The sequence below is a fragment of the Paenibacillus sp. JL3B1040 genome (assembly GCF_057063165.1).
Genome location: NZ_CM169317.1, coordinates 1149628 through 1173141 on the forward strand (window position 1 = coordinate 1149628; position 23514 = coordinate 1173141).

The following is a 23514-nucleotide window of genomic DNA, read 5'->3' on the forward strand; positions in this document are numbered from 1 at the left end:
CGGCAGCACGGAAAAGAAGGGTTGCCTGTCATGGGTTTATGGGTACGGGAAAAAGAGTTTTACCAAAGTTTTTTCAGACTGACCTGGATTATTGCACTGCAAAACGTCATTTCCTTCGGCGTCAATCTATCGGATAATATCATGCTGGGCGGCTACAGCGAATCGGCTTTGTCCGGGGTAGCCCTCGCCAATCAGCTCCAGTTCCTGCTGCAAATGCTCGTTATGGGCGTTGGCGAAGGCGTGGTGATTCTGTCTTCGCGCGCTTGGGGCGCACGGGACATTCGGACGATCAAGAAGGTTTCCAGCATCGGCATGCGCCTCGCGCTGGGGCTTGCTTTGCTGCTGTGGCTGGCGGTATTCTTGTTCCCGCACGGGTGTCTGTCCTTGTTCACCAATGAGGATCGCGTCATCGCGGAGGGGGCTAAGTATTTACAAATCATCGGCTTCTCTTATCTCTTCTTTGCGGCCACGAATCTGCTGCTGGCTTCCCTCCGCAGCGTGGAGACGGTCAGAGTGGGATTTATCCTTTCTTTATCAACGTTAATCATCAACGTCTGCCTGAACTATTTGCTGATCTACGGGCATTTCGGGTTCTCGGCCTGGGGGGTGCGCGGCTCGGCTGCGGCAACATTAACGGCCCGGATCATCGAACTTGCGATCGTGGTGGGATACCTGAAACGGGTCGATCGGAAAATAAAGTTTGCCCTGCGGGACTTCTTCCAATTTAATCGGGAGATCTTCAAGCAATACTTAAGCGTCGGCTCGCCGATCCTGGCCTCCAATGCTCTCTGGGGGCTGGCCATGGCGGTGCAATCCGGAATCCTGGGCCATATGGGGGAAGCGGCGATTGCTGCGAACAGCATCGCAACTACAATCTTCCAAATCGTGTCGGTCGTAACGTACGCTTCGGCGAGCGCAACGGCCGTGATCATCGGGAAGACGATCGGTGCCGGACATCCGGAGAAAATCAAACCTTACGCCCAAACGCTGCAGATGCTTTATTTGATCATCGGTTTGGGAACGGGGGCGGTGCTCTTTTTGATCAAGGACGTGGTGTTGGGCTTCTACGCGATATCCCCTGAATCCAAGGCGTTGGCCCTGCAGTTTATGACGGTGCTCTCGATTACGGCGGTAGGCACGGCTTACCAAATGCCGGCGCTGACGGGGATCGTCCGCAGCGGAGGGGATACGAAATTCGTGTTGTACAACGACTTTATTTTCATGTGGCTCATCGTACTGCCGTCGGCCTTCCTCTGCGCCGCCGTGTTCCACTTGTCGCCGCTGGTGACGTTCGTTTGCCTTAAATCCGATCAGATCCTCAAATGCTTCGTGGCCGTCGTGAAGGTCAACCGCTACCGCTGGATTCGGGAGTTCGGTTAGAAGCTTACGTTAACGCTGATCAGGGTGCTTATGAGGGAGTAAATAAGTTCTCACATCAGCGTTGCATTTTGCAGGACCCCGTTTCGGCGCCAATAGCGTCTCTCCCAAGCGTAAAATTTCGCATTTGTTCCTGTTGCCTCCGTCAAGCCTCAGTACCTCAATCATTACCGTCTTTACTTAAAATAAAGGACCTCGCCAGCGGCGAGGTTTTATGCTGTGCCGGGATGAATTCAAAAGAAATTCAACTCAATTACGGAAGAATTTAAACTATACAAAAGTTGGATCCGAAAAATAATATAAAGATGTAAGATTTTGGTTTTTTATTCCAAATTTATCTGTTTTTATGAAAGCGCATACTTGCGTTGAAAAAGGGAGGTGGGGATCGGCGGCATTTTGTGAGAAAAGGAGGAGTTAGTATATGCCCGTAAAGGGCCGAACCGTTAACCATCACTAATAAGGAGTGATCTCATGTTCTCGAAACTCTTTAAACGAGCGACGGCGATGATGGCAGTAACGGCCTTGGCGCTAACATTGCTGCAGCCTATCGGAGTACAAAAAAGTTATGCCGCCGAAGCTCATGTCGACAATCCTTTTTTGGGCGCGACCATGTATGTGAATCCGGACTATGCGGCGTTGATCGATACCTCCATCGCCAAGGTCAGCGATCCTACGCTGAAGGCCAAGATGGAGACCGTCAAGTCGTACCCGACGGCGGTTTGGCTGGACCGCATGGCGGCCATTGCCGGCGGCGAGGCTAACGGGGGGCGAAAAAGCCTGGTGGAAACGATGGACGAGGTGCTGGCCCAGAAGCAGGGAAATACGCCGATCGTGGCTACCTTCGTAATCTACAACCTGCCGGGCCGGGATTGCCACGCTTTGGCTTCCAACGGCGAATTGCCCTTGACGGCGGAAGGTTTGCAGACTTATAAAACAAGCTACATTGATCCGATCGTCGAAGTGTTTTCCAATCCGAAATACGCCGGAATCCGGATAGTCGCCATTATTGAGCCCGATTCGCTGCCGAATCTGGTCACGAACCTGAGCGATCCGAAATGCGCGCAGGCCAACTCGACCAACATTTACCGGGACGCAACGCGGTATGCCCTCGAAAAGCTGCACGCCATTCCTAACGTTTACAACTACATGGACATCGGGCACTCCGGTTGGCTAGGCTGGGACAGCAACCGGCAGCCGGCTATCGACCTCTTTACGTCGGTCGTCGCCGGGACGCCGGCCGGACTTGCCAGCGTGGACGGCTTTATCACCAATACGGCCAACACGACTCCGCTGGAGGAGCCGTATCTGCCCGACCCGAATTTGACGATCAACGGGATGCAGTTGAAATCCGCCAAATATTATGAATGGAACCCTTACTTTGACGAGGCGGACTTCACGGCGGCGCTGTATTCCGGGTTTGTGGCCAAGGGATGGCCTTCCAGCATCGGCTTCCTGATCGACACCTCCCGCAACGGGTGGGGCGGTCCGGACCGGCCGACCGGGGCCAGCGGCACAACGGTGGATGCGTATGCCGATTCCGGACGGATCGACAAGCGTCTCCATCGCGGGAACTGGTGCAATGCCAGCGGCGCAGGAATGGGCCAGCCTCCGCAGGCCGCGCCGGCGGGTTATCCGGGCTCTCATCTGGACGCTTTCGTATGGGTGAAGCCTCCGGGTGAATCGGACGGCTCCAGCACGGCCATTCCCAACGATGAAGGCAAAGGGTTCGACAGAATGTGCGATCCGACTTATGTCAGTGCCAACGGCACGTTGACCGGGGCGCTGCCGAATGCTCCGATCTCCGGACACTGGTTCCATGACCAATTCGTTCAACTGGTTCAAAATGCATATCCGGCCATTCCGACCGGCGGCGGCGAGACGCCTACCGTTCCGGCGGCGCCGGCCGGCCTGACCGCAACCGCAGGCAATGCGCAGGTTGCGCTTAGCTGGGCGGCGTCAAGCGGCGCTACGAGTTATAACGTGAAGCGCGCCACGACAAGCGGCGGACCGTACACGACCGTGGCGGCGGGGGTTGCCGCCGCAAGCTACACGGACACCGGCCTGACGAACGGTACGACGTATTATTACGTCGTCAGCGCGGCGAACGGCGCCGGAGAAAGCGCGAATTCGGCCCAGGTTGCCGCGACGCCAAGCGGCGGCGGAACCGGGACCGGGAATTTGGTGCTGCAATACCGTACCGGGGACACGAACGCTTCCGACAATCAAATCAAGCCGCAGTTCAATATCAAGAACAACGGGACGACTGCCGTTGATTTGAGTACATTGAAGATACGTTATTACTTTACGAGAGACGGCAGCCAAGACGTGAACGCTTGGATCGATTGGGCCCAGCTCGGCGCGGCCAACATTCAACAAACGTTTGGCGCCGTATCCGGGGCGAATGCGGACACCTATATTGAGCTGAGCTTTACCGCGGCGGCCGGACAAATCGCCGCAGGCGGGCAGTCCGGCGACATCCAGCTGCGGATGGCCAAGAGCGACTGGTCCAATTTCGACGAGAGCAATGATTATTCGTATGATGCCTCCAAAACGGCGTACGCGGATTGGGATCGTATCACTCTTTATCAAAACGGTACGCTGGTTTGGGGCGTAGAGCCGCAATAATAAAGGCATCGCCGGAGTTCCTTTGCTAAAGCATAAGCATGGCATGCCAAAAGACGATTTCATCCCGCTTGCCCAGCGGTGATGGAATCGTCTTTCGTCTGTGCGGATTTATTTCGATTGTGCGCCCAGCACCGGCTCGTAGCCGGCAGGGATGTAGGTGGCCGCTTTCACTTCGGAAATGACCTGCGGATAAAACTGCCCCGGCTCAGGGGGCAAAACGCGATAGTCGATGAGCGCCTTGCCGTCCTTGAACGAGATGTTCGAAACCTCCAGGCCGTAACCCGGGTGCGGCGCCATCGCCGTGATCGTCACTTTCGTCACGTCGTTCGAGATTTTGTCCGTGCTCAATCCGAAATCGTACAGGCTGCCGGGAACCGGGTTTACGACGGTCTGGTGGTCCTCAATGAATTGCAGCGTCCGGTCGAGCATGCCCGCGGCTTCGCTGCGGGAGACCGGTTGCTTCGGTCCGAAGTTCCCCTTCTTATCCAGGGCGACGATTTTGGCTTTGATAAGAGATTGAATGCTGCCCATGTAATCCTTGTTGATTTGTTTCTCGTCGTTGATGGACAAATATTGCATGGTCCACATGTAACTGCCCTTCGTGCTCAGCGCTTTGAACAGCCAGTGGCTGAACTGCTCCTTCGTCACTTTGGCGGCCGGATTGATATCCTTCGGAATGTCCAGCCCGTAATAGTTCGCGATGACGAAGGCTTGGGCATACCAGGCGTTATCGTTGACCTTGGTGTAATAATCGCTGGCTTTCGGCATTTTGACAAACCGGGTCGTATCGAAGTTCAGGTCCAGCGCCTTGACGATCAAGGAGACGGCGGAGGCGCCCGTCAGCTTCTGGGCCGGGTAGTAGCGCCCGTGAAAGTCGCCTTTGATGATCCCATGCTTCTCAAGCCGTTCGATCGCCTTCTGCTCTTTGTCGCCTTTAATGTCGCTAAAGGCCGAGGCGGTGCCGCCGAACATCAGGGTGAACACGATCACCATGAGTAGCGTCAGCTTCGGAAATTTGGATAAATGATGTTTCGTTTTCATTCGTGAGTCCCTCCTGGAACAAGAGTTAGCGAAAAGGTCTAAATTCCCCCCTCTCGGATACGGTGATTAAACTCTTAGACGCAGGAAGAGTTACGGATGTTTCACTTTTTATCCCATTTTTTTCGCCTGGTCGTTCAGGATATCAGCCCCGCGTAACGCAGGCCTTGGCGGATCCCGCCCTTGTCCGCGTCGGCGGTGACATAATCGGCGTATGGCAGCAAGTCCGGATGGGAATTGCCCATGGCGATGCCCAACCCCACTTCCTGCAGCATTTCCTTATCGTTCAAGCCGTCCCCGAAAGCTACGGCGTTGGAAAGGGGGATGCCGAGGCGTTCCAGCATGGCCGCGATGCCTACGGCTTTGGAGCCGCCGCGGATCGTCACGTCCATCGCCTTCGGGTGCCAGCGGATGAGGCGCAGATCGTCGAACTGCCCTGCGTACAGCGCCTCATCCTGCTCCTCACAGTGCAAGAAAGCCTGATACACCGGCGACTTGCTCCAGAATTCGGGATCGAATCCCGGATGCTCCACCTTCAGGGAAGCGATGGACTCTACGATAAACGGGTGGGCGTCGGTGTTGGCGTAATAACGTTCATGCCCCTGAAACACGAGCGGATGCCGGTGGCGTCCGGCCAGCTCGACCAGCTTCCGGAGGCTTTGCGGGGGCAGGGTCCGCTGGAGCAGCGGCTCGCCGCGGTATACGACGTAAGCGCCGTTCAGGCTGACGAAAGATTCGATGTGCAGCAGCTTCGCGATCGGTTCAAAAAAATACGGCGCCCGTCCGGTCGCGATGACCGGCTCGATTCCGTTCGCTTTCAATTCGGCGATGGCCCGGACCGTGTCCTGCGGAACCTGCTTGTCCTCGTTAACCAGCGTACCGTCGATATCGAAGAAGACGATTTGGTAGTTATTCATTTGGGATGGCTCCTATCCGTGTTCGTAATTTTTATTTATCTGCAAAAATAGTGTACCACGCGGTCGCAAACCGGTCACAGTTTGGGCGGAAACCAGAGGCTGCGCAGATCGACCCATCCCTGGCTGTTGAAGCTGACGCCACGAACGGAGGGGAGAAAGGCGGTTTGCAGCGGTTTTTCCGATAAAATGGCCAGCTCGTTCGCCGTAATCATTGCGGTTTCCACCCAATCAAGCAAGGTATCCCGCGTGCACGGGTACATCTCCCGGGCAACCGCGCGGAGCTGCTGCTGGATGTCGGTTTGCCGATGCGGCTCGACATGCTGCGCGATGGTCTGGTACAAGTCGTAACGGCGCAACGGCTCATCCTGGTCGCGCAGCAGCGAGAACACGATCAGGTCCGCCTGCAGACGAATATCGCCCTTGAATTCCTCCGCCGACGAGGATTGGACCCGGCAGGCGAAGCCGGCCGCTTCCAACTGCTGAGCGACCCGGTCGGCATCCGGCTTATAGGGGGTGATGGTCGCGATGCGCAGCGGGTCCGCCGCAGTGGAAGCCGGCAAGGCCAGTTCGGCCGGATCGGCCGGGCTCTTCTCGGAACGCATACCGCCTTCTGCCGATTCCATTGCGGCGCTGCGTCCGATGACCCCCATGATTTGGGCTCTGAGACGCGGATCGCGGAGCGCGCCGGGTTTGCGGGTATTGCAGGTGACGAACTTACGGACAGACACCTGCGAGTGCATTTCGGTCCAGCTCCCCTCCCGGGACGCGGGCTGGCCGGGGATGACGTGGAAAGGGGACAACCTTTCGCTCTCGATGGACCCCGGCTCCTTTCCGCTCAGCTCCCAAGGGACGTGAACGATTTCGATCCGGTCCAGATGGGCTTGGCCCCGGTGATAGTGGGGAAACGACTCCAGAACGCAGAGGCTGTCCTGGAACGCCGTCACCCTGAACGGTCCGGTTCCGACCGGCCGCCGCCCGAATTCGGCTTCGCCCCGTTGATCAAGGTAGCGGGGAACGATGGAGGCCCGGGTAGTACAGAGGCTGGGCAGGAACAACTCGCACGGCTCCTTCAGCGTCATGCGGACTGTATGGAGATTCAAGGCGGCTATGTCGCCGATCTGCCGGAAGATCGAGTTGTACAGCGAACGCCGCGAGCTGCCGGCCAGCCGTTCAAACGTGTAGGCTACGTCTGCGGCGGTCATTAGACTGCCGTTGTGAAATAACACTCCTTTGCGCAGAAAAAAGGTCCACACCGTCCGGCTCTCATCACATTCCCAAGCATGGGCCAGGCCGGGGACGACCGCTCCGGTATCTCCCGCCCGGCGGACGAGCCCGTCGAATACATGGCTGGCGATGAACGTCTCGGCCAGCAGATTCATATTGAGCGGGTCGATGGTTTGCAAGGGCTGCCGTATAGGCAAGCGCAAGGAGTCGATCTGCCGGTCGCGGCGCATTTCCGCATGATGTCCGAAATAGGACAGCAGCCAGCCTTGCAGCCGATCCTGCATCGCCGATGCTCCGGCATGCCTGCGAAGATCGTCGATGGCCATGCGCACATCCTTGCGCCGAATGGCCTGCGTCATCGACTGGGCGGCAATGTCCTCCGGCGGTACCATGAACCGCAAAACCGAACGCGCGCCGCGTCCCCGCTGAGACCTCCATTCGATCCATTCGAGCTGCTCCATGCGGCGAATCACGGTCAGGGCGTTCCGGTGCGTGCAGCCCAAAGCGGCCGCTAACTCATCCAAGGTGACGCCCGTCAGCTCGTCCATGTTCACCGTGCCGTACTTGGAATGCAGCAGCAGATACTGATGATGCAATTTCACCTGGCCGACCTCCCTAAAATACGAAGTTTTGCACCCGATTTCTTCTCTTTATCTTCTTATTTTATCATTTAAAATGGGCCATACGGAAACAATTGTCTCCCAACGATCCATGAAACGGAGGAATGGAAGAGCAATGGAATTGCCCAAGAACAAGAATGAAATATCGTCCCGCCGTACATTGACGGTGCTGGCGGCGGCTCTCGTGCTGGCCGCGATTCATCAGATGCTGTTTTACAAACATGGCTTCGGCATCTCCGTCCCGCTGTTTGTCGTCTTGTTTTATCTGTATGTCGGGCTTTGTGCTCCCGAGCGGGTACGCCGGCCGATTTCGGGATTTGGCTGGTTTTCGCTGGCGGCCGTTCTGCTGTTGTCGCTCACCTTCGCGGTGTACGCCAACCCCGTGTTTACCGCATTAAATGTGCTCGCCTTGACCGGCCTTGTCTTCGCGCATACAACTTACATATTGAACCCGAAGGGACGCGGATGGAGCGACCTGCGGTTGATCGGGGACACACTGGATCATCTGATTCCGCAAAACCTGCGGCACTTGGCGACGGTGTTTCATTTGGCCCGTTCCTTCACAAGTCGTAAAATCGCGGACCGGCGCAAGCAAGCGATCGGAAAGGTGCTGCTTGGCCTATTGATCGCTTTCCCGCTGCTGGTCATCGTCGTGGGGCTCTTGACCTCGGCGGACAGCAGCTTTGACCGCCTGCTGTCGCGGATTCCCGAATGGCTAAACAGCAGCTTCTCGTTTGGGGACGGCCTATTCCGCGCGATATATGTCTTGGTCCTTGGATTGCTCCTGTTCGGCTATTTGTGGGGATTTGTCAGTCCGCGTCCGGATCCGACGCCGTTAACGGCGAAGCCGCTCGCCCAACCAACTCGGCGAACCGATCCAACGCAGCCAACCCAGCCAACCGATCCAAGCGATCCAATCAATCCAATCAATCCGAACGACCCAGCCCAACCAGCTTCACCCATCGAACCGATCGGTCCAACTGCAAGCGGGGGCTATCCTATGGGGGTGCCGAAGATCGATCCGCTGGTGGCCGCCACCGTGTTGATTCTAATCAATATCGTTTACGTATTGTTTGCTTCGCTGCAGTTTTCCTATTTGTTTGGCGCTTGGCAGGGCCAATTACCGGCAGGACAGTCCTATGCGGAATATGCCCGCAGCGGCTTCTTCGAGCTGATCGCGGTGTCGGCGATCAATTTCGCGATTTTGGCCGGGACGCTAACGTTTGGAGGAGAAGCCGGGAAAGGGATGAGGCGGCTGAACGATACCTTGCTCTACATCCTGGTCGGCTGCTCGGCCATTATGCTGGTATCGGCGTTTACGCGATTGTTGCTTTACGAGGAAGCCTACGGCTACACGTACATTCGCTTTTTGTCGCATGCGTTTATGCTGTACTTGGCCGTGTTACTGGTCTGCGCCGGTTTACGCATTCGTTATGTAGCCTTGCCCCTGGCGAAGTGTTTTATCGTTATCAGCATCTCAGCTTACGTTACCGTTAATTACGCCAACATGGACCGCATCATCGCGGCCAAAAATATCGAGCGATACCGGGAAACGGGCCATATCGACGTGGACTACCTGGCGGGTCTGTCTCCCGATGCGGTGCCGGAGCTGCTGAAGTTCAGCCGCCAAGCGGGACCCGGCCTGGATCCCGAGCCGCGCACGCAACTGAACCGCCGCTTGCATGAGCGTTGGGACGGCTTGACGCAAGGGGAACACGGCTGGCAAAGTTCTAACTTGGCCGAATCGCGGGCGGCGCGGAAGCTGCGGGCAGATCGGATACATGCCACCGAGTAACACTGGCTAACGGACTGAAATGACCTTATTTGCTCATGACCAGATGATTTCCCGATGTAACGGACTCCAGCGGCGTTATGTCGGCCATTTTCTATATCCCCTAGGCTCTAGGGATGGAATAAGGTCCATACGGTCCGCTAGAACCGTTAAGAGAAGGAATGAGCAAGAATAAGGGCGCTGTGGTCCGTTAGCGTATAATCTAAGTCCGCCGCACATCCTTTTCCCCGGAAAAGAGGGTATGGGCATTAGCCGGTCCCTCTTGTACAGAAAGCGTTGTCAAGCTATACTGTGAGCGATGACCCTGCGGCGGCTGCTGCCGCAGCCGAGCCGGATCGGTGAAACCAGACCCTATTGTGGAGAGAGGAAGAGATCAATGCCGGTTATCGACATGCCCTTGGACGAATTGCGCAAGTACAAAGGAATCAACCCGAAGCTGCCGGATTTCAATGCTTACTGGGAGGTGGCGCTGCGCGAGATGCGCGCCGTCGATCCGCAGGTTCGGATCGAAAAAGCCGATTATCAGCTGCCGGGCGTGGAATGTTATCATCTTTATTTTACGGGAGTTAAGGGAGCGCGCATCCACGCCCAATACGTGCGCCCGGCGAAATCCGATGGCCCGGCGCCGGCGGTAGTCCTGTTTCACGGCTACTCGGCAAACGCCGGCGACTGGAGCGAGAAGCTGGGCTACGCGTCGCTGGGTTTCCACGTGTTTGCCATGGACTGCCGCGGACAAGGCGGCAAATCGGAAGATGTCGGCGGGACGATCGGAAATACGCTGCAAGGCCATATCATCCGCGGGGTAGACGGGGACCCGCATAATATGCTGTTCCGCCATATTTTCCTGGACGCCGTGCAGTTAACGGGAATCGCCATGGATCTGCCGGAGGTGGACGAGAATCGCGTTGGCGTAACCGGCTGGTCGCAAGGCGGCGGGATCACGCTGGCCTGCGCCGCGCTCGAGCCGCGCATCCGTCGGGCGGCCCCCGTCTATCCGTTCCTGTCCGATTACCGTCGGGTTTGGGAGATGGACTTGGCCCGTAATGCTTACGAGGAGCTGCGGCTCTATTTCCGCCGCTTCGATCCGCAGCATGAGCGGGAGGAAGAGCTGTTCGCCAAATTGGGGTACATCGACGTACACCATCTGGCGAGCCGTATTCAGGCCGAAGTGCTGATGGGGATTGGCCTGATGGATGAAATTTGTCCGCCTTCCACCCAATTTGCCGCTTACAACGCGATCTCTTCGCCGAAAAGGCTGGAGATTTTCCCGGACTTCGGCCATGAAGGGCTGCCGGGCATGCACGACAAGATCGTTCAGTTTATGCTCGGCTTGTAGGGACGTAAGGAAGCCCGAATAAAAAGCCGTCCAGGAGAGTGCGATTCCCTGAAGAAGAGAGAGAGGAGGTTGTTCCGTTGTCGCTGGAAATAGAGCGCAAGTTTCTGCTGCCGACCTATCCGGAGCATTTGATACGGGAGGGGGGACTCGTCGTTCGGTCGGAACATGCGATCGACCAGACGTATTTGGCCCTGCACGAGGACCAGGAGCTGCGGGTCCGCAGAATCGAGAACTTACGGACCGGAGAGGTTCAATATACCCATACGTTCAAACGAGGGTTCGGCTTGTCCCGCGAAGAAGTGGAGGTGTCCATTTCGGAGGGGCTGTATGCGCAAATTACCGGGATCCATCGGGCGGTCCCGCTGACGAAACGACGGGTGACCGCAGAGTGGGGCAAGCATACGGTGGAAATCGACGTCTATGACCAGATCGATTTTATCGTGTTGGAAGTCGAGTTCGATTCCGAGGAGGATGCGCGGGCTTTCGTGCCCCCGGCCTGGTTCGGTCCCGACATCAGCACCGATAAGCGGTACAGCAACAAGAAGGTATGGAGCGATTTGCAGCGCAGCAAAAAAGAGACCTGAGCGATCAGGTCTCTTCGTTATATCGGTGTGTTGCTTACTCCAGCGCCAATCCGCCGTTTCCGTCCCGCAGCAAAAAGCGGTAGTTGTTGCGAACGAACTCAAGAACCTTGTCGCAGATGATCCGGTGGCCGTCCTCGTTCGGATGAATGCCGTCCGAGCAAAGGAATTGCGTGTAATCGGGGTGCTCGAGAAACGCGCCGCGCACGTCGATGAATTTGGTTTTGGTCATCTCCGATACTTTGAGAATCGTCGAATTGTAGCGTTCCTGCCACCAATAAATCTTCGTGACGCTCCCGAGCCATTTCAGAATGTTCTGCTCCGCTTCCGGGTCGTTTCGGCTGACCCATTTGAAATACTTGTCGGCATTCAGCGGAGGCAAGCTCATCAGCACCGGGACGATTTGCTGGCTCTTGACGAATTGAATCGCTTCCGTCAGCATTTTTTCGAACAGGGTAAAGTCGGTTTTCGGGCTGTGTTCTCCGTCGGGACGTTCAGCAATCTCGTTCCAGTTGAAATCGCAGTCGTTGCCGCCGTATTCGATCAGCACGATATGGGGTTTGTCCTTCTCCACGTCCCTCTTGAGGTTCGTTAGCCCCTTCATCAAGGTATTGCCGAACCGGGCGGTGTTGTGAACCGCGCCCTTCAGCTTCTGCTGCAAGAGCGAAACGTAATTATTCTCCAAGACGACGTATTTATGGCGTTGTTCATCATAAATGACGCCTTTGGAAATAGAGTCTCCGCTGACCATGTACTTGATTTCATTTTTGGAGAAAAACTTGCCGTCGTTGACCACAGTCTCACCTCTCTCAAGCCCCGAAACTTTAAGTTTCATGACATTCATTTCGTTACATCTATTGTAGATGAGTTTTCACGCCTAAAGCAAGTAAGTTGTTCCTGCCGGACAAATTTGTTTTAGCGTTCGAAAGTGGACAAGGGTGACAGGGAATGAGAGAATACGGGTAAAGCGACCATGAACAAAGGGAGGAAATCACTTTGATACGTTTCGCCACGATTGGAACGAACTGGATCACGGAGCGTTTTATTCAGGCGGCTTTGGAAACGGAGCAATTTGCCTTGACGGCGGTGTACTCCCGGACCGAGGAGAAGGGCAGGGAGTTCGCCGCCAAGTTCGGCAATCCCCAGGTGTATGCCGACTTGAAGGCCATGGCCTCCAACTCCGACATCGATGCCGTTTACATTGCCAGCCCGAATTCACTTCACGCCGAGCAGGCGATCCTGCTGATGGATCACGGCAAACACGTACTGTGCGAGAAGCCGATGGCCTCCAACGCGGCCGAGGTTCGGCGGATGATCGAAGCGGCGCACCGCAACGACGTGCTGCTGATGGAGGCGCTCAAGTCGACGCTGATGCCGAATTTTCGGGCAGTCCACGACAACTTGTACAAAATCGGCCGGGTACGGCGCTATTTTTCGAGTTACTGCCAGTATTCTTCGCGCTTTGACGCGTTTAAACAGGGCAAGGTGCTGAACGCTTTTAACCCCGCGTTTTCCAACGGTGCCTTGATGGATCTAGGCATCTACTGCATCTACCCGATGGTGACGCTCTTCGGCAAGCCGGAAGCCGTGCAAGCCTCCGCCGTAATGCTGTCCTCGGGCGTGGATGGAGAGGGCAGCCTGATCGTGCGTTATCCGGATATGGACGGCGTCATCATGTATTCGAAAATCACGGATTCCTATCTGCCGACCGAAATCCAGGGGGAGAACGGGACGATCGTGATCGACCGGATCAACCAGCCTTATGAGGCCAAAATCCTTTACCGCGACGGTACGACCGAGGAACTGACGCGCTCCCAGCCGCAAGAGTCGATGTATTACGAGGCGTTGGAGTTCATCGAGCTGGTTCAGAGCGGACAGCGGGAGAGCCAGATCAATACGCATGCCCGTTCGTTAGCCGTCGCCGAGCTGATGGAGGAAGCCAGACGCCAGTTCGGACTGAGGTATCCGGCGGACGAGGTTTAAGCCGGTGCCGGTTGGACGACGTTAAGTGCAAGGACGCTAGTTTAAGCCCAAGCCGGCTGACCGGTTTGGGCTATTAAGCGTGCCGAGCAGACTCGCGCTTTCCGCGCGCTTTGCACGGTTATCCCATTCGGTCAGGCCATCCGGTGTCGTGCGCCCTTGCGTGTGGCTATGTTCGTATGCTTTGCACAATTATCCCGTTCGGTCAGGCCGCAGAGGTGCAGACAATGCAGACAATGCAGACAATCGGACGAGCGGATGAAGCGCGGGTGAGATATCGTGATTTCATTAGATGCCGGTTGCGAGCTTCCTTCCGGAATCTCCCCTGCTCCCGCCCCTATTCCCTGAGCGAGAGGGATAATTGTGCAAAGGAGCATGAAAGAGGGACGCGTCCCCCGGAAATTTTTTCGTTGCAACCGTTTACACCCTAAGATAGGATAATCGGGGAGGCGAACAAGATGATCAAGGACAAAAAATGGCTCATCGGCATGACCGTGTGCATCGTGGTTTTGGTCTATTTGTTTATCGGCTTTGCCCGCTATTCCGGGAAAATCGGCAGCATCGTCAAAGAGCTGCAAGGACAACCCGCAAGCGGGGAGCCGCGTTACCATATCGTCTTGATCGAGCAGGAACGTTACCACCCATATTGGGAGATGGTTGAGAAGGGCGCGGCCCAAGCGGCCGAAAAGTATGGCATCGGCATTGAGTTTACGGGTCCGGTGCGCAATAACATGGAAGAACAACTGAATCTGCTGGAAAAAGCGATCGCCGCCCGCGTCGACGCGATTATCGTGCAGGGGCTGAACGAGGAGCGGTTTACGCCGGTCATCGACAAGGCGGTAAGACGCGGGATTCCCGTCATCACGATCGACACCGACGCGCCGGACAGCAAGCGGATGGCTTACGTCGGCACCGACAACCTGGCCGCCGGCGAACGCCTGGGCCGCCTTGTCGTAGAGACGACCGGCGGCATCGGGAAGATCGGCGTGATCATCGGCAGCGATCAAGCCGCCAACCAGCTGCAGCGGCTGGACGGACTCAAAAGAATCGTTGCCGAGCATAAGGGGCTTGAGATCGTCGACGTCCGCAGTTCCAACATCTCCCACATGGAAGCGATCCAGCAGGCGGCCAACATGCTCAGGAATCACCCGGAGATCGACATCATGGTCGGCACGAGCGCGACCGATGCCCTCGGCGTGCTGCAGGCGGCCAAAAATCGCGACGACCTGACGATTATCGGCTTCGACAATCAGAAAGAAACGCTGGAGGCGATCCGCAAGGGCGAAATCGAGGCGACGGTCGCGCAGCAGCCTTTTTTGATGGGGGATATGGCCGTTCGGCTGCTTTATGAGCATTTCCAGGGGAAACCGCTGAAGAAGGAGTATTTCACCGAGGTGAAAGTGCTGGATGCGCGCAACGTGGAGGAGGGCGAGAGTTTATGAGCATCCGCCGCAAGCTGTTTCTGTTCATTCCGCTGCTGGTGTTGGTCATGAGTTCGGTGTCCTTTTTTCTGTTTCAAAGCGGGAAGAATGTGCAGGAAAGCTACCACCTGATGATGAAGCGCATTTTGCTGTATAAGGAAATCTCCTATGAGGTGGGGGAGAACATGCGGTCGATGAACCGCTTCATCATGCAGATGGACACCGAAAGCCTGCCCGAGGTCGTCAAACACTTGAATGCGGTCAAGACTTTGAGGTCCGATTTGGACGGGCTCCGGACGATCGGCGGGAGCGACCTCGCTCTCGCCAATTATCGCAACCTCATCGATACGTTCCTGGAGCAGGCCGAGGCGATGATCGAGCGGATCAGCTATGAGGATTCCGATACGATGGCCGGAGCTTATATCGAAGCGGAGCAGACCCAGCGCTTTATCCGCGAGGAAGCCCAGGAGCTGGTCGACTTGGAGCTGGAGCAGTACAAGCCGATCTACGAAGAGATGATGTATACGACCGGCAAGCTGAACAAGCTGGGCATCCTGCTGGTAGTGACTGCGGCGGCCTTCAGCATCCTGTTGGCCATCTGGCTGTCGCGCAGCGTCACCGGTCCGATCCGCCGGCTGGTCGCGACCGCCAAGCAGATTTCCAAAGGGCGGATGGACACGAAAGCCCCGGAAAGCGACAGCAACGACGAAATCAGCATATTGTGCCGGGCGTTCAACGGGATGATCGACAACATCCAGCAGCTGATGGCCGAGAACATCAACAACCTGGAGAAAGACCGGCTGGTTAAGGAGCTGGAGCTAAAGACGCTGCAAAGCCAAATCAACCCGCATTTTCTCTTCAACACGCTGAATTCCATTTCCAAGCTGGCTTATCTTGAAGGGGCTTCCAAAACGAGCGACCTGGCCGTCTCCGTGTCGCGGCTGCTGCGCTATAACCTGCAGAAGCTCGACCAGGCGGTGCCGCTGCGCGAGGAGGTGGCTCATGTCACTGAATACATGAATATCCAGAAGGCGCGATTCCGCGATCGGATCGCCTTCGTTATGGACATCGACGAGCGCGCGCTGGACGGGATGATCCCTTGCTTGACCCTGCAGCCGATTCTGGAGAACGCCTTCGTGCACGGGATCGAGCAGATGGAGGAAGGGGCTGTGCTGGAGTTGGCGATCCGCCGCAACGAAGAGGACCGGGTCGAGATTGAAATCCGCGACAACGGTGTCGGCATGAGCCGGGAGACGGTGAGCAAGCTGCTGCAGTCGGTTCGCGGAGAAGCGCCGCGGTTCGGCGGCAAAGGGCGATCGACGGGCCTTGGCACGCATAATGTGTTCAAGCGGCTGCATTTATTTTTCGACGGACAGGAACGCATCGCCATCGACAGCGAGGAGGGCGCCGGAACGGCCGTCAGGTTTACGCTGCCTCTTCGCGCGGGCATGGAATAGAACGGAGAATGGGGGAACCAAAGTTGTATACTTTGTTGATTGCGGACGACGAAGCTTTGGAGCGGGAAGGCCTGGAAATGATGATCGAGCACGCGATGCCGGATACGTTCCGCTTTCTCCATGCGGAGAACGGACGGCGGGCGATTCAGCTTGCGGAGGAGGGGCGGCCGGATTTTATTTTTATGGATATCAAAATGCCGGGGATTCAAGGCTTGGAAGCGGTGAGGGAAATCATGGCCCGGCAGCCGGGAGCCAAGGTCGTGATGATCACTGCCCACGATTATTTCGCCTATGCGAAGGAGGGGCTGGCGCTGGGCGTGCGGGATTATTTGCTGAAGCCGGCGCGGCGGGAAGAGGTGCTGGACCTGCTGATGAGTCTGATCGCCGAAACCGAAGAAGCCAAGCGGGCCCGCGACGAGCAGTTGGCCCTGCAGGAGAAGTTGTCCCAACTGCTGCCGCTGGCGGAGAACGAGCTGTCCCTGATGCTGATGCTGGAATACGCGCAGGAGGTCGAAGCCGACCAGTTGGCGGGGATGCTGAATCTCCAGTGGCGCAAGGGTTACGCGATGGTGCTGTCGTTCGCGAAGCACTCCCCGAAGGAATGGGCCAGCTTCCAGGCGGCGAAGAAAGAAATCTACGATGCCGTCAAGCAATGGGCAAAGCCGGGATTGTCCTGCATGGTGAGCCCGGTGGTCGGCCATCGGATGGCGTTGTTTGTCCCGTTTCCGCCGGGGCGGCCGGGCTATACGCAGCGGGTCATTGCGCTGGAATGGGGCGAGCGGCTGCGCAGCCAGGTGGAGGAGCGGTTCGGGCTGCCGCTGTCGGTCGGCATCGGTTCGATCCGCGAAGGCTGGGACGGGTTGAGCCGCTCCTACCGGGAAGCCGTGCGCGTCTGCGCGGACGAACAGGATATCGTCAGCGTCCGACATTATGACGATATCGCCGAAAGCTCCGGCCACCCGGCGATTCCGCTGGACGAGGAGAAGAAGCTGCTCGATGCGCTGCTGCGGCACGACAAGCCCGAAGCAACGGAACGATTCGGGCGGCTGTTTGAGCGCCTGGAGATTGCCGAGCAGCGGCACTACCCGCGCCTGCGCGGCGACGTCATCGGGCTGCTCCTGTATTTAAGCCGCGGCGTGGAAGCGGGGGACGGCCCCGAGTTGATCGAGGACTTGAGCGCCCGCGAGGATCCGGTGTCGCTGCGCGAGAGCGCTTTGCGCCGGCTGTGCGGCTGGATCGACGGACTGCGGGAGCGGAAGGAACGCAGCCGCTCGCATGTGCTGCAGCGGGCGCTTCTGTTCATCGGCCAGCGGTTTAAGGAAGAGATCTCGATGGAGCAGACCGCCGAATACGTGAATCTCAGTCCGTATTATTTCAGCAAATTGTTCAAGCTGCAGACGGGAGAAAATTTCAGCGATTATTTGACCCGCCTGCGGATCGAGGAGGCGAAGCGGCTGATTTCCGATCGGTCTTTAAGCTTAAAGGAGATTTGTTACGAGGTCGGCTACAAGGACCCGAATTATTTCAGCCGGGTATTCAAGAAGTCGGTCGGCATCACGCCCAGCGAGTATCGCCAGCAAAACGAATAGGCTTCGGTTCTACAGGTCCTTGTCCCAGACAAGGACTTTTTTGTCTTCTCCGCACAAAAATGTCCAGTGAAAACGGCTACCATGAAAACCTTTACATCCGGCAGCAAGGGAGTGCTGGCACAACGCAAACAAGTGCAGGTATTGACCGAGCCACGGCGGGTTAAGCGATGCTAAGATGTTTTCTGTAAGCGCAAACATTCATGATTCTTTAAAAAGGGGCGTAGGCGGAGTGAAAAAACACAGTCATTTTGTACGGTTAAGCTTGGCGGCCATTTTGTTGGCTTCCTCCCTGGCAGGCTGCGGGGTCGTTTCGGACGGCAGCGCAAGCGGCGGAAACGCGAAAAATAATGCGAGCAGCACAGCCGGAGGCAAGGACGACGGCAAAATCGTCATCGGGATGTCGATGGACACGCTAAAGGAAGAACGGTGGCAGAAGGACCGCGATCTATTCACCGCCAAAGTTGAAGAGCTCGGCGGTGAAGTGAAGGTGCTTGCGGCCAACGGGGATGACGCCACGCAGTTAAGCCAAGCGGAACAGCTGATTTCGCAAGGCGTCGACGTGCTGGTGGTCATCGCGCACAACGCGGAAGCGACCGCGCCGATCGTGGAAAAGGCTCATAAAGAAGGCATCAAGGTCATCGCATACGACCGGCTGATCAAAAACTCGGACGTCGACTACTACATTTCCTTCGACAACGTCCGGGTCGGCGAGTTCCAAGCCCGCGCCGTCATCGATGCGGCGCCGAAGGGCAATATCGTCTACATCGGTGGCGCGGATACCGACAACAACGCACACATGTTTAAAGAAGGCGCGATGAGCGTGCTGAAGCCGCTTGAGGAGAAGGGCGACATCAAGATCGTGTATGACCAGTTCTCCAAGGATTGGAAGCCGGAAGAGGCGCTGAAAAACATGGAAAACGCGTTGACCGCCAACAAAAATGACGTGCAAGGCGTCGTAGCCGCAAACGACGGCACCGCCGGCGGGGTCGTTCAGGCGTTGACCGCACAAGGCATGGCCGGCAAAATTCCGGTATCCGGGCAGGACGCCGACCTGGCCGCCGTACAGCGGATCGCCGAAGGCACCCAGTTGATGACCGTGTACAAACCGATTAAATCGATCGCCATCACCGCTGCGGAAATGGCCGTCTCGGCCGCCAAAGGCGAGGAAGTCAAAGCCGACAAAACCGTCAACAACGGCAAAATCGATGTGCCTTCGGTGCTGCTCGATCCGATTCCGGTCGACAAGGACAGCCTGAACGTGGTTATCGAAGACGGGTTCCACAAGCTGGAGGACGTGTACAAAAACGTACCGAAGGATCAATGGCCTAAGCAATAAAACGGGGCGGAAGCGGCGAAAACCAGGGAGCGTTCGGCGTCTCCTTGGTTTCGCGCTTTTGGCCGATCCTTAGGCTAAAGAAGGAGAGCTAAGCCTATGCATGTATTGGAAATGGTGAATATCAGCAAAGAGTTTCCGGGCGTGAAGGCCCTTGACCGCGTGAACTTCAAGGTGCGCAAAGGGGAAATCCACGCGCTCTGCGGCGAGAACGGGGCGGGCAAGTCGACGCTGATGAAGGTGCTGAGCGGATTATACCCGGCCGGCACCTATAGCGGAGACATCGTCATCGGCGGCGAGAAGAAGCAGTTCCATAACATTACCGATGCGGAAAAAGCCGGCATCGCCATCATCCATCAGGAGCTGGCGCTCGTGAAGGAGATGACGGTTGGCGAGAACATTTTCCTTGGGGCGGAACCGACCCGACGCGGCATGATCCAATGGGATGAACTGTATCACAATGCGGCCCAGTGGCTGAAGCGGGTCGGGCTCCATATTTCCCCCGAAACGAAAATCGGCAGTCTCGGCATCGGCCAGCAGCAGCTGGTGGAGATCGCCAAGGCATTGTCCAAGCATACGCAGATCCTGATTCTGGATGAGCCGACGGCCGCCTTGACGGAAAGCGAAGTGGCGATCCTCATGGGCATCCTGAACCAGTTGCGGAGCGAAGGCGTGTCTTGCGTTTATATCTCGCACAAAATGCCGGAGGTGTTTGCTCTGGCCGACTCGATTACGGTGCTTCGCGACGGGCATACGGTGGCGACGCTGGACCGCAAGGAAACGGATGACGACCAGGTCGTGTCGCTGATGGTCGGGCGGGAGCTGACCGAACGGTACCCGCGGGTGGAGCATCGCCCATCGGATACCGTGCTGGAGGTCAAGAACTATAACGTGTGGCACCCGGAGAAGCGGAACCAGAAGGTGATCAAGGACGTCAACTTCCGGGTGCGGAAAGGCGAAATTCTCGGCATCGCCGGGTTGATGGGCGCCGGCCGGACCGAGCTGGTCAGCAGCTTGTTCGGCGCTTACGGCGGACGGGCGACGGGGGAGGTTTTCGTTGACGGCAAACCGGTGCGCATCCGGTCGGTGGCGGACGCCATCCGCGCCGGGATCGCCCTCGTCAGCGAGGACCGCAAGCGCCAAGGGCTCGTCATGGGGATGGACGTCAAGACGAATACGACGATGGCCACGATGGCCAAAGTTTCGAAGCTTGGCGTGATCAACGACAACGAGGAAATCCGCTGGGGACTTAAATATGTGCATGATTTGAAGACCAAAACCGCGTCTCTGGAAACCCCTGTCGGCACGTTGTCCGGCGGGAACCAGCAGAAGGTCGTCATCGGCAAATGGCTGATGTCCGATCCGAAAATCCTCATCATGGACGAACCAACCCGCGGCATTGACGTCGGGGCGAAATACGAGATTTATCATCTGATGAATCAACTGGTCGACCAGGGCGTGGCCATCATCATGATTTCCTCGGAGCTCCCGGAGGTGCTCGGCATGAGCGACCGGATTCTGGTGATGAGCGAAGGCAAGTTCGTTCGGGAGTTCGACTGGCGCGAAGCGACCCAAGAAAATATCATGCAAGCCGCTACGGGAGGGAAATAAACATGGAGCTTCAAAAGGAAATCGGAAAACAAACGGACGGCTCGGCCGTAAAGCCGACGCTGTGGGGCAGCCTGTTCGGCAAAATGGACGTGCGGGCCTACACGATGGTGGGAGCGCTGGTGCTGATCTGGGTGCTGTTCGGCCTGCTCGACCCGACATTTTTGACGGCGCGGAACCTGTCCAACCTCTTTACGCAAATGTCCGTGACCTCGATTCTGGCGATCGGCATGGTGCTGGTCATCGTCGCGGGACATATCGACCTATCGGTCGGTTCGATCGTCGGTTTGACCGGCGGGATTGCCGCGATTTTCAGCAATTGGCTGGAGCTGCCGGCGATTGTCGTCATTATCGGTACGCTGGCGGCCGGCGCTGTACTCGGCTTGCTGCAAGGCTGGCTGGTCGCTTATAAAATGATCCCCGCCTTTATCGTGACGCTGGGGGGCATGCTGGTATTCCGCGGTACGCTCATGGGCGTAACCGAATCGATGACGATTCCGGTCTCCGACAAGGTGCTGGCGCTGCTGGGCAATGCGTATTTCGCCCAAGGGTTCGGCATCATCCTCGGCGTATTGGCCATCGGCCTCATCGTCTGGAGCACGCTGCGCAGACGTCGTTCCCGCCAGAAATACGGCTTCGAAGTGGCGCCGTTTGCCGTGGACGTGATCAAAATGGCCGCGCTTTCCCTGCTGGTCGTCGTCTTCGTCTTGGTCATGAACGCCTACAAGGGGATTCCGTTCCCGATTATTTTCGTCATCGCGCTGGCGGCAATTTTCTTCTTCCTGTCGACGAAAACGACCTTCGGCCGGCATATTTACGCGATCGGCGGCAACCTGGAAGCGGCCCGCCTGTCCGGCATCAACATCCGCCGCAAGACGATGATCGTCTTCCTGCTTAGCGGCCTGCTTGCCTCGATCGCTTCGATTGTGCTGACGTCGCGCCTTGCTTCGGCGACGATCACCGCCGGAAACATGGCGGAAATGGACGCCATCGCCGCTTGCGTCATCGGCGGAACGTCGCTGATGGGCGGCGCGGGTACGGTGCTGGGCGCCCTGATCGGCGCGCTTGTCATGACCTCGCTCGACAACGGGATGTCATTGATGGGTCTGGAGTCGTTCTGGCAGTACGTGGTGAAAGGCTCTATCCTCGTCTTCGCCGTTTGGCTGGATATTTCGAACCGGCGCAAAGGGTTGAGATAAGAAGAGTATCGAAAAAACAAACGGCACTTCTTTGGAGACCGTTCCCTGTCGGGAGGATCTCTTCGGAAGTGCCGTTTTGGTTCCTTATTGATAAGTAACTACCAAGGCGTTGCTGATTTTGCGGCCCGGCGGGGTCAAGTATTTGCCGTTGTAATAAAGGCCGCTGGAGGCGCCGCCGTCGAGGTTCATCGCCTGGTAAGCGCCGGCCTGCTTCATAATTTCCGCGAGCTGCGGGATCGTTGCGCCGCCGGAGGTCAGCAGGATCAGCTTATGGTCGCGCGTGAGGCCTAAGGCGCTGCGCGCGCCGCCCCCGGTAAGGATCTTCGGATCCTTGAAGCCCTCCGCCTTGACGTCGATCGCGACTTTTCCATTGACCACGAGGCGCGGCCCGGCTTGGAGCGCTCCCTCCATCGTGCCTGCGGCAAAGGCGTCGTTGAAGTCCGCGCCGGGAATCAACTGTGCGAGCAGGTTGGAGTCATAGGTGAACAGGGTGCGTTTGTCGCCGGAAGCCTTCAGCTTCAGTTCTCCGCCGCTGACGATGTAGCCGTAGGGGGCTTTATACGCATCGGCCGTATAAGCATTGAAGAATGTGCCGTTGACGGCGACAACGGCCTTATGGCGCTTGGCGAGGCTGCTCAGCTCCTCGACCTTGCCGACCGTGTCCCCGGCGAGCGCGACCTTCAGGCGAACCTTCGGGTCCATCAACGAGATGGTGACCATCTGCACGGCGAAGGAGCGGCCGCCGACCTTAAACGTCTTGCGCTGGCTGACGATCGCTTTCCCCGCACCGGCGCCGGTCGCCGCGCCGCGGTTCGCGTACGGCAGGGTCAAGCGGGCATCGCCTTGGCCGAGGTGGACTGCGCCGGCGGTTTTGTCCCACTCCGCCGGCACTTGAAACGTCGCGCTGACGAACTGCAGCGGGACGTAGGTTGCGCCGGCTTCGGTGAACGGCGCATCGGTTAAGGCGACCGGCTCGCCGTTGACCTCGGCTTTGGCGGAGCCGACCCGCAAGATCGCGGAGGTCGCTTCGCCCTGCGCGATCGTCAACTGCTGCCGGGGCGCATCCCACCGGACTTGGATGCCGTCCAGTCCGGTCAAAGCCCGGCTGGGCACGAAGGCATGTCCGCTGGCGGCATCCAGCAGGACGACGTTTTTGGCCGGCGCCGTGCCTAAGGCGGAGGTGGGGGCGGAGGCTAGGCTGCCGCCGGAGATCAAGCAGACTAGGGCGAGCCCTAAAGGAAGCAGGCGTTTCGCGAGGGTGCGAAGGGAAGCTCCAGTTCTAGCTTTAGTGGATCTAGTGGTTCCAGTTCGGTTCATCAAGATGGTTTCTCCTTTTATGTATGCAATGATGGTGGTTTCTTTATGTAATATCGGAACATTGTATTCGTTTTTTCGCATACATTTTTGTGCCGGGTGG

Annotated in this window: 17 protein-coding genes; 12 read left to right on the forward strand and 5 right to left on the reverse strand. The window is 57.3% G+C overall.

The genetic code is table 11. From position 1 onward, the window contains the following. The first annotated feature begins 30 nt into the window (after window positions 1-30). Window positions 31-1380 (forward strand): MATE family efflux transporter, encoded by a 1350-nt coding sequence (locus ACZF99_RS05030; protein ID WP_483609579.1) that lies wholly within the window; start codon window positions 31-33, stop codon window positions 1378-1380. 468 nt (window positions 1381-1848) lie between these two features. Further along, a complete protein-coding gene (locus ACZF99_RS05035; protein WP_483609581.1) occupies window positions 1849-4002 on the forward strand; it encodes a glycoside hydrolase family 6 protein in 2154 nt (717 codons plus the stop codon). Between the two features lie 108 nt (window positions 4003-4110). On the opposite strand, the gene ACZF99_RS05040 is transcribed toward ACZF99_RS05035, so the two are convergent. The 3 genes from ACZF99_RS05040 to ACZF99_RS05050 form a co-directional block, all read right to left on the reverse strand. After that, entirely contained in the window at window positions 4111-5043 is a 933-nt protein-coding gene (locus tag ACZF99_RS05040) for an S-layer homology domain-containing protein (protein ID WP_483609582.1), read from the reverse strand. Between the two features lie 134 nt (window positions 5044-5177). Continuing rightward, the gene (locus tag ACZF99_RS05045; protein WP_483609583.1) at window positions 5178-5957 is read right to left on the reverse strand and encodes a Cof-type HAD-IIB family hydrolase; all 780 of its coding nucleotides are present in this window, start codon (window positions 5955-5957) and stop codon (window positions 5178-5180) included. A 74-nt stretch (window positions 5958-6031) separates the two neighbouring features. Then, on the reverse strand, window positions 6032-7783 hold the full coding sequence (locus tag ACZF99_RS05050) for an ABC transporter substrate-binding protein (protein ID WP_483609585.1): 1752 nt from the start codon (window positions 7781-7783) through the stop codon (window positions 6032-6034). Between the two features lie 133 nt (window positions 7784-7916). On the opposite strand from ACZF99_RS05050, the gene ACZF99_RS05055 reads away from it, so the two are divergent. The 3 genes from ACZF99_RS05055 (at window position 7917) to ACZF99_RS05065 (ending at window position 11513) form a co-directional block, all read left to right on the forward strand. Then, on the forward strand, window positions 7917-9596 hold the full coding sequence (locus tag ACZF99_RS05055) for a DUF4153 domain-containing protein (protein ID WP_483609587.1): 1680 nt from the start codon (window positions 7917-7919) through the stop codon (window positions 9594-9596). A gap of 373 nt (window positions 9597-9969) precedes the next feature. Then, complete coding sequence (locus ACZF99_RS05060; protein WP_483609589.1) at window positions 9970-10929, forward strand: alpha/beta fold hydrolase; 960 nt, start codon at window positions 9970-9972, stop codon at window positions 10927-10929. Window positions 10930-11006: 77 nt separating this feature from the next. Next, on the forward strand, window positions 11007-11513 hold the full coding sequence (locus ACZF99_RS05065) for a CYTH domain-containing protein (protein WP_483609591.1): 507 nt from the start codon (window positions 11007-11009) through the stop codon (window positions 11511-11513). A gap of 34 nt (window positions 11514-11547) precedes the next feature. Here ACZF99_RS05065 and ACZF99_RS05070 read toward each other — a convergent pair whose 3' ends face one another. Continuing rightward, window positions 11548-12345: an SGNH/GDSL hydrolase family protein gene (locus ACZF99_RS05070; RefSeq protein WP_483609593.1), complete on the reverse strand. Its 798-nt coding sequence runs from the start codon at window positions 12343-12345 to the stop codon at window positions 11548-11550. A gap of 164 nt (window positions 12346-12509) precedes the next feature. On the opposite strand from ACZF99_RS05070, the gene ACZF99_RS05075 reads away from it, so the two are divergent. The 7 genes from ACZF99_RS05075 (at window position 12510) to ACZF99_RS05105 (ending at window position 22097) form a co-directional block, all read left to right on the forward strand. Then, complete coding sequence (locus ACZF99_RS05075; RefSeq protein ID WP_483612545.1) at window positions 12510-13493, forward strand: Gfo/Idh/MocA family protein; 984 nt, start codon at window positions 12510-12512, stop codon at window positions 13491-13493. Between the two features lie 455 nt (window positions 13494-13948). Further along, entirely contained in the window at window positions 13949-14932 is a 984-nt protein-coding gene (locus ACZF99_RS05080) for a sugar-binding protein (RefSeq protein WP_483609595.1), read from the forward strand. After that, window positions 14929-16368 carry a sensor histidine kinase gene (locus ACZF99_RS05085; RefSeq protein ID WP_483609597.1) on the forward strand — a complete coding sequence of 480 codons (1440 nt, stop codon included), beginning with the start codon at window positions 14929-14931 and terminating at the stop codon, window positions 16366-16368. The genes ACZF99_RS05080 and ACZF99_RS05085 overlap by 4 nt, the downstream gene beginning before the upstream one ends. 23 nt (window positions 16369-16391) lie before the next feature. Then, the gene (locus ACZF99_RS05090; RefSeq protein WP_483609598.1) at window positions 16392-17957 is read left to right on the forward strand and encodes a helix-turn-helix domain-containing protein; all 1566 of its coding nucleotides are present in this window, start codon (window positions 16392-16394) and stop codon (window positions 17955-17957) included. 229 nt (window positions 17958-18186) lie between these two features. Further along, on the forward strand, window positions 18187-19293 hold the full coding sequence (gene xylF, locus ACZF99_RS05095; RefSeq protein WP_483609600.1) for a D-xylose ABC transporter substrate-binding protein: 1107 nt from the start codon (window positions 18187-18189) through the stop codon (window positions 19291-19293). Window positions 19294-19389: 96 nt separating this feature from the next. After that, on the forward strand, window positions 19390-20901 hold the full coding sequence (locus ACZF99_RS05100) for a xylose ABC transporter ATP-binding protein (protein WP_483609602.1): 1512 nt from the start codon (window positions 19390-19392) through the stop codon (window positions 20899-20901). 2 nt (window positions 20902-20903) lie between these two features. After that, window positions 20904-22097 (forward strand): sugar ABC transporter permease, encoded by a 1194-nt coding sequence (locus ACZF99_RS05105; RefSeq protein WP_483609604.1) that lies wholly within the window; start codon window positions 20904-20906, stop codon window positions 22095-22097. 84 nt (window positions 22098-22181) lie between these two features. Here ACZF99_RS05105 and ACZF99_RS05110 read toward each other — a convergent pair whose 3' ends face one another. Continuing rightward, a complete protein-coding gene (locus ACZF99_RS05110) occupies window positions 22182-23414 on the reverse strand; it encodes a phosphodiester glycosidase family protein (protein ID WP_483609606.1) in 1233 nt (410 codons plus the stop codon). Window positions 23415-23514 lie beyond the last annotated feature (100 nt).